Here is a 2890-nt window from a genome sequence, read left to right on the forward strand (position 1 = left end):
GGGTGTCGGTCCGACGATCAGCGCGGCCGAGGTCTGCACGTCGGCCGGGAAAGAAAACAGGGCGGTCGTCCTGTTTATAGATCTCGGCGGGTAGCCGGCAATCTCGAGGACGATGCCCTCGCCTTCGAGCACGGCAAGGGGGCGATCGATGCCGGCGAATTGCGAGAACGGACCGCTCGATTCGACACGCGCCATCGACACGCGCCAGTCGAAATCGTTTAGCCCGGCACCGGGCGGCGAGACGGCGATTTCCGTCGTCACGCCGCCGCCGTTCTTCCACGGCATCGACCGGTATTCGGCTGCCCGCAGGATGCGCATGCCTAGCCCTCCGCTATGGCTACGGGCGTTCGAAACTCGAAAAGCCGATTCCGCGGCTTTTCGCCTGCCTGCGGCCGGACGTTTCTCACCCGAGAATGCCGGGCAGGTTGAGCTGGTGCTCCTTGGCGCATTCGACGGCGATTTCGTAGCCGGCATCGGCGTGGCGCATGACACCGGTCGCCGGGTCGTTCCACAACACCCGCTCCAGGCGCCTGGCGGCTTCGCGCGTGCCGTCGGCGACGATGACCATGCCGGCGTGCTGCGAGAAACCCATGCCGACGCCGCCGCCATGGTGCAGCGACACCCAGGTGGCGCCGGACGCCGTGTTGAGCAATGCGTTGAGCAGCGGCCAGTCGGATACCGCGTCCGATCCGTCCTTCATCGATTCCGTTTCGCGGTTCGGCGAGGCGACCGAGCCGGAATCGAGGTGATCGCGACCGATGACGACAGGCGCCTTCAACTCACCCTTGGCCACCATTTCATTGAAGGCGAGGCCGAGCCGATGCCGGTCGCCAAGGCCGACCCAGCAGATGCGCGCCGGCAGGCCCTGGAAGGCGATGCGCTCGCGTGCCATGTCGAGCCAGTTGTGCAGATGGGTGTTGCCGGGCGTCAGTTCGCGCACCTTGGCGTCGGTCTTGTAGATGTCTTCCGGATCGCCCGACAGAGCTGCCCAGCGGAAGGGGCCGATGCCGCGGCAGAACAGCGGACGGATATAGGCCGGCACGAAGCCGGGGAAGGCAAAGGCGTTCTCGAACCCCTCCTCCTTGGCCACCTGGCGGATGTTGTTGCCATAGTCGAGCGTTGGCACGCCGGCGTTCCAGAACGCCACCATCGCCTCGACATGTTCGCGCATGGAAGCGCGGGCCGCCTTCTCGACCGCCTTGGGGTCGCTGACGCGCTTCTCGCGCCACTCGGCCATCGTCCAGCCCTTCGGCAGATAGCCGTTGATGGGATCATGCGCCGAGGTCTGGTCGGTGACCATATCGGGGCGAATGCCACGCCTGAACATCTCCGGGACGATCTCGGCCGTATTGCCAAGCAGGCCGACCGACTTCGCCTCGCCGGCCTTGGTCCAGCGTTCGATCTTTTCCAGCGCCTCGTCGAGCGTCTCGGCGCGCTCGTCGACGTAGCGGGTGCGCAGGCGAAAATCGATCGAGTCCGGGTTACATTCGATGGCGAGACAGCAGGCGCCGGCCATGACGGCGGCGAGCGGCTGGGCGCCACCCATGCCGCCGAGACCGCCGGTCAGGATCCATTTTCCCTTGAGATTGCCGCCGTAGTGCTGGCGACCGGCCTCGACGAAGGTCTCGTAGGTGCCCTGCACGATGCCTTGCGTGCCGATGTAGATCCACGAGCCGGCCGTCATCTGGCCGTACATCATGAGGCCCTTCTTATCGAGCTCGTTGAACTTTTCCCAATTCGCCCAGTGCGGCACCAAATTGGAGTTGGCGATCAGCACACGCGGGGCGTCCGGATGGGTGCGGAAGACGCCGACCGGCTTGCCCGACTGGACCAGCAAAGTCTCGTCATCGGCCAGCGTCCTCAAGGAGGCGACGATGCGGTCGAAATCGTTCCAGGTGCGCGCCGCCCGGCCGATGCCGCCATAGACGACCAGTTCGTTGGGATTTTCAGCAACATCCGGGTCGAGATTGTTCATCAGCATGCGCAGCGGCGCTTCCGTCAGCCAGGAGCGCGCGCTGATTTCGGTGCCGCGCGGGCTGCGGACTTCGCGGATGTTGTGGCGAGGATTGTTCATGGCGTCACTCCATAAAGGACCTGATGTCAGACACGCGCCCAGGATGTCGCGGTCTCGAGGATTTTCCGCAGGGTGGCGCGGATCGGTGCTGCGAACTCGGCGTCATAGGGCACCGGCCAATTGTCCGGCGTGCCCTTGCCATCGGGCTCGCGCATATAGATGCGGTTGGAGAGTTCCATCTGCAGTGCGTGCACGCCTTGTTGCGGCTGGCCGAAATGGCGTGTGATCCAGCCGCCCTTGAAGCGGCCGTTGATGACAAAGGTTTCACCGGTTTCGGCCATGATCTGGCCGACCATCGCCTGCAGCGTCGGATCGGCGCTCCTGCCGTCATTGGTGCCGAGATTGAAAACCGGCAGCGTGCCTTCGAACAGGCGCGGCAGCACTGAACGGATCGAGTGGCAGTCATAGAGCACGATCTTTTCGTGTAGCCCGCGCAACCGGCCGATCTCGGCCTGCAAGGCGGCATGGTACGGCACGAAGAATTCCTCGCGACGCTCGTCGATCTCCGACGGCCCCGGTTCTTCGCCCTCGCGATAGAGCGGATCGCCATCGAAGGTCTCGGTCGGGCAAAGGCCCGTCGTCGCCTGGCCGGGGTAAAGCGAGGCGCCGGAGGGATCGCGGTTGACGTCGATGACGGTGCGCGAGATCGCGGTGTGCACCACCGTCGCCCCGAGGCCGGCGGCAAAGTCATAGAGATTATCGATCCACCAATCGCAGTCGCGGCGGCCGAGCCAGGGCGAGACCAGCCGATTCTCAAGGCCGGCGAGGTCGATGCCGGCGTGTGGTATCGACACCAGCAACGGGGCTGTGCCGGGC

General features: G+C 65.1%; 3 protein-coding genes. All 3 read right to left on the reverse strand.

Features of this window, described 5'->3' with window-relative positions:
- On the reverse strand, positions 1 to 318 hold a 318-nt coding region (locus EOA22_RS29510), incomplete at its 3' end, for a HutD family protein (RefSeq protein WP_206521354.1).
- Between the two features lie 85 nt (positions 319 to 403).
- A complete protein-coding gene (gene hutU / locus EOA22_RS29515; protein WP_013532300.1) occupies positions 404 to 2074 on the reverse strand; it encodes a urocanate hydratase in 1671 nt (556 codons plus the stop codon).
- 26 nt (positions 2075 to 2100) lie between these two features.
- On the reverse strand, positions 2101 to 2890 hold a 790-nt coding region (gene hutG, locus EOA22_RS29520), incomplete at its 5' end, for an N-formylglutamate deformylase (protein ID WP_127390431.1).

The organism is Mesorhizobium sp. M7A.F.Ca.US.014.04.1.1, from assembly GCF_003998745.1.
Classification (GTDB): domain Bacteria; phylum Pseudomonadota; class Alphaproteobacteria; order Rhizobiales; family Rhizobiaceae; genus Mesorhizobium; species Mesorhizobium ciceri.